Source organism: Micrococcus lylae (assembly GCF_900163825.1).
In the GTDB taxonomy this organism is placed as follows: Bacteria; Actinomycetota; Actinomycetes; order Actinomycetales; family Micrococcaceae; genus Micrococcus; species Micrococcus lylae.
This window is the reverse complement of record NZ_FUKP01000033.1, coordinates 1-3,355: the sequence shown is the minus strand read 5'-3', so window position 1 is coordinate 3,355 and position 3,355 is coordinate 1. Positions and strand designations below refer to the sequence as shown.

General features: G+C 73.7%; 4 protein-coding genes. 1 reads left to right on the top strand and 3 read right to left on the bottom strand.

Annotated elements, in window-relative coordinates:
* The first annotated feature begins 69 nt into the window (after positions 1-69).
* Positions 70-345, top strand: coding sequence for a DUF4229 domain-containing protein (locus FM125_RS05100; RefSeq protein ID WP_087133848.1), 276 nt, complete (start codon positions 70-72; stop codon positions 343-345).
* Positions 346-603: 258 nt separating this feature from the next.
* Here FM125_RS05100 and FM125_RS05095 read toward each other — a convergent pair whose 3' ends face one another.
* The 3 genes from FM125_RS05095 to FM125_RS05085 form a co-directional block, all read right to left on the bottom strand.
* Positions 604-1,476: a 1,4-dihydroxy-2-naphthoate polyprenyltransferase gene (locus FM125_RS05095; RefSeq protein ID WP_087133847.1), complete on the bottom strand. Its 873-nt coding sequence runs from the start codon at positions 1,474-1,476 to the stop codon at positions 604-606.
* A 100-nt stretch (positions 1,477-1,576) separates the two neighbouring features.
* Positions 1,577-2,221, bottom strand: a complete 645-nt coding sequence (locus FM125_RS05090) for a GNAT family N-acetyltransferase (RefSeq protein ID WP_087133846.1) — start codon at positions 2,219-2,221, stop codon at positions 1,577-1,579.
* A 168-nt stretch (positions 2,222-2,389) separates the two neighbouring features.
* Positions 2,390-3,355, bottom strand: a 966-nt coding sequence (locus tag FM125_RS05085; protein ID WP_143745225.1) for an AMP-binding protein, incomplete at its 5' end; no start/stop codon positions are given.

Below are 3,355 nucleotides of genomic sequence, written 5' to 3'. Positions count from 1 at the left end.
GGAGGTTCTTTTCATCGTCAACGTCTATCTGTCACCAACGTCATGGCCGAGTACACCTAGAATGGCGGGGTGCGTTTCCTCCTCTACGGCCTCATCCGCATCGTCGTGTTCGTCGGCGTCTGGTACCTCTGCATGGCGATGGACCTCGGCATGGTGCTGTCCGTGCTGGTGGCGTTGATCCTGTCCTTCGCGGTCGGCTACCTGGGTCTGCGCCGGCTGCGTGACGGTGCGACCGAGGACATGGCGGCCTGGCGTCGGGGCGTGTCCCGGAACCGCCGCGGCAGGACCGAGCAGGCCGATGCCGAGGCCGAGGACGCCTACACCGAGGGCCGCTTCCGCAGCTGAGCCACCCGGTTCCCTGCCGTCAACTGGTGAGGACACGCCCTCTGAGCCGGGACTCCGGGCCCTGACGACGGTGAGTCCTCACCAGTTGTCGAGGGGCACCTCCTGTTTCCCGACGACGGCACGCGCCTTCCGGCCGCACGTTCGCCGTGGTCTCCGCCCGGCTCGGCCGGGACGACCCGACCCCACGAGAACGGCCGCCCACCTGCGCCGGTGGGCGGCCGTCGTCGTTGTCTGCGGCCGTCTGGCCGGGGGAGCGGCTCAGACGGTGAGGCAGGCGATGACGAACAGGATCGCCCAGAAGATCCCGACCGTGGAGGTGGCCTTCAGGACGGGGATGAGCCTGCGCGGGTGGTCCGCCTTCAGGACGGTGCGGGACGGGATCCACGCCAGGGCCGCGGAGAGCACGGTCAGCGCGAACCAGCCGGAGGCGCCGAGCAGGACCAGGGGCAGCAGGGTGGCCACGGCCATCATGCCGATGTAGCCGTAGCGGGCCGGTCGGTCGCCCACGCGGGCGGCGAGGGTCATCTTGCCGACCTCGCGGTCCGTGGGGATGTCCCGGATGTTGTTGGCCATCAGCAGGGCCGTGGAGAACAGGCCGGAGGAGACGGCGGCGACCCAGGCGGCCGCGTTCAGCTCGAGGGCCTGCGTGTAGGTGGTGCCGAGGCCGGCCACGAGGCCGAAGAACACGAACACGAACACCTCGCCCAGGCCCAGGTAGCCGTAGGGCTTGGAGCCGCCGGTGTAGAACCAGGCGGCGGCCACGGCGGCGGCGCCGACCAGCAGGAACCACCAGGTGCCGGACAGGGCCACCAGGAAGAATCCGGCGAGCGTGGCCACACCGAAGCAGGCGAACGCCGCGTTCTTCACGTTCTTCGCCGCCGTCTGCTTCGACGCGGTGAGGCGGAAGGGGCCGACGCGGTCGTCGTCGGTGCCGCGGATGCCGTCCGAGTAGTCGTTGGCGTAGTTCACACCCACCTGCAGGGCCAGGGCGACGACCATCGCCAGCAGCCCGCGGCCGAGGTGGAAGCCGTCCAGGGTGTGTGCGGCGGCCGAGCCGGTGACAACCGGCACCACTGCCATCGGCAGCGTGCGCAGGCGAGCGGCGGCGACCCACTGGGACATCGTGGCCATGGGTGCGGTGGACCTCCTGGTTCCGTGCAGGGCGGCCGCGGTGCGAGTCGGCCACCGGTCATTGTCCCACGCAGGTCGACGGCGGGCGGGCCCGGCGGCGTCAGGCGTGGGAGGGGATCCTCCACATGCCCAGCTGGTGATCAAGCACGGCCCCGTCCACGATGCCCTCCGGGATCTCGAGGACCTGGCGGACCCCGAACCCGAAGCGGCGGTACCAGCCCTCCAGGTGCGGCTCGCACTCCAGGTAGGCAGGCATGCCCTGCGCGTCCACGTGGGCCAGGCCGTCCTCCAGGAGCAGGGTGCCGAGGCCCCGGCCGCGGGACCGGTCGGCTGTGGCGACCACGGCGAGGTACCAGTGCGGCTCGGACGGGTGGGACTTCACGGCGACGGCCGAGCCGCGCCCGCTGACCGTCATCAGGCGCACGGTGCCGCGCAGGCCCAGGGCGCGGACCATGCCGGGCAGCGCCTGGAGACTGCGGAGGGTGGAGGGCCGCCAGTTGCCGGGGGAGGACCAGAGGGCGGCGGCGGTCACGCCGTGCTCGTCCTCAGCGAGCCGGACACGGCCACCGCGGGCCAGGGCGTCGGCGAACATGCCGCGGTACAGGGCGGCCATGACGGCCCGGCGTTCGCCCCGGTCCGGGATCAGCTCGGTCCACAGCGGCAGCGTGGACAGGGCCTCGGCGGCGACGGCCGCGAGGGCGTCGAGGTCGGCGGCGGTCGCGTCGCGCAGGTGGGGGGAGCTCATGGGACCAGCCTACGGAGGAGTTGCGCTCAGCGGACTGCGTGCACCGGCCGCTGCATCGTCGCCTGCGAGACGCCGCCTGGTCGAAGGCGCTGGCGAGCAGGGCCGCGGCGGTGAGGAGGTCGGGGCGGGTCAGGTCGCGGGGCGGGGCAGCAGGTACGGCCGCTGAGCCTATGCGGCGGCGAACTGTGCCGTGAGCGCGCGCCGGTCCGGCTTCCCCGTGGACAGCAGCGGCAGGGCGTCCAGGGCCAGCCAGGTCTTGGGCGTCGCCGGCCCGCCGAGTGCATCCTTCACGACGACGGCCAGTCTCCTCTGCGTGTCCTCGCGCCAGGCGTGTGCCCCCTGCGCGGGGACGACCGCCGCGCAGAGCCGCTGGCCCCACTCCGGGTCCTCCACGGCGCCGACGAAGACATCCGCGACGTCCGGGGCCGCCTCGAGCACGGCCTGCACCGCGGCGGCGGAGACCTTCACGCCGCCGGTGATGACCACGTCGTCTGCGCGGCCGGTCACGGCCAGGCGGGGGCCGTCGTCGTGGATCAGGCGGCCGAGGTCCTCGGTGAGGAACCGGGCAGGGAAGGAATCGTCCGGGTGGTCGAAGCAGGCGGCGGTGCGGGCGGGGTCGTCCAGGTAGCCGGCGGCGACCATGGGGCCGGCGAGGCGGACGCGGCCGACGCCCTCCTCGTCCGGGTCGAGGATCTCGGGGGCGACGCCGGGCAGGGGCAGACCGTCGTAGACGCAGCCGCCGCAGGTCTCGGCCATGCCGTAGGTGGCGGTGAGCCGGATCCCGGCGGCCTCGGCGGCGGCGCGCAGGGGACCGGCCAGGCGGGCCCCGCCGACGAGCACGTGGTCGAAGCCGCCCAACGCCTCCCGTCCGGCCGGGTCCGCGTCCTCGGCGAGCAGACGGGAGACCTGGGTGGGCACGAGGGAGACGAGCCGCGGCCGGCCGTCGTCCGGCAGCTGTGCGCAGGCCTGCGCGAAGGCGGCGGCGGTGAAGGGGCCGGCGGGCAGGGGCACGACGTCGGTGCCGGCGTCGATCGCGCGGGAGAGGACCGCCAGGCCGGCGACGTAGTGCAGCGAGACCGCGAGGAGCCAGTGGCCGGTGCCGGCGGCACCGCCCCCGGCTCCCCCACCGCCGGC

What these genes read in the sequence shown, in the direction of transcription:
- FM125_RS05095 (WP_087133847.1), bottom strand. Translation starts at nt 1,476, where the DNA reads ATGGCCACGATGTCCCAGTGGGTCGCCGCCGCTCGCCTGCGCACGCTG.
- FM125_RS05090 (WP_087133846.1), bottom strand. Translation starts at nt 2,221, where the DNA reads ATGAGCTCCCCCCACCTGCGCGACGCGACCGCCGCCGACCTCGACGCC.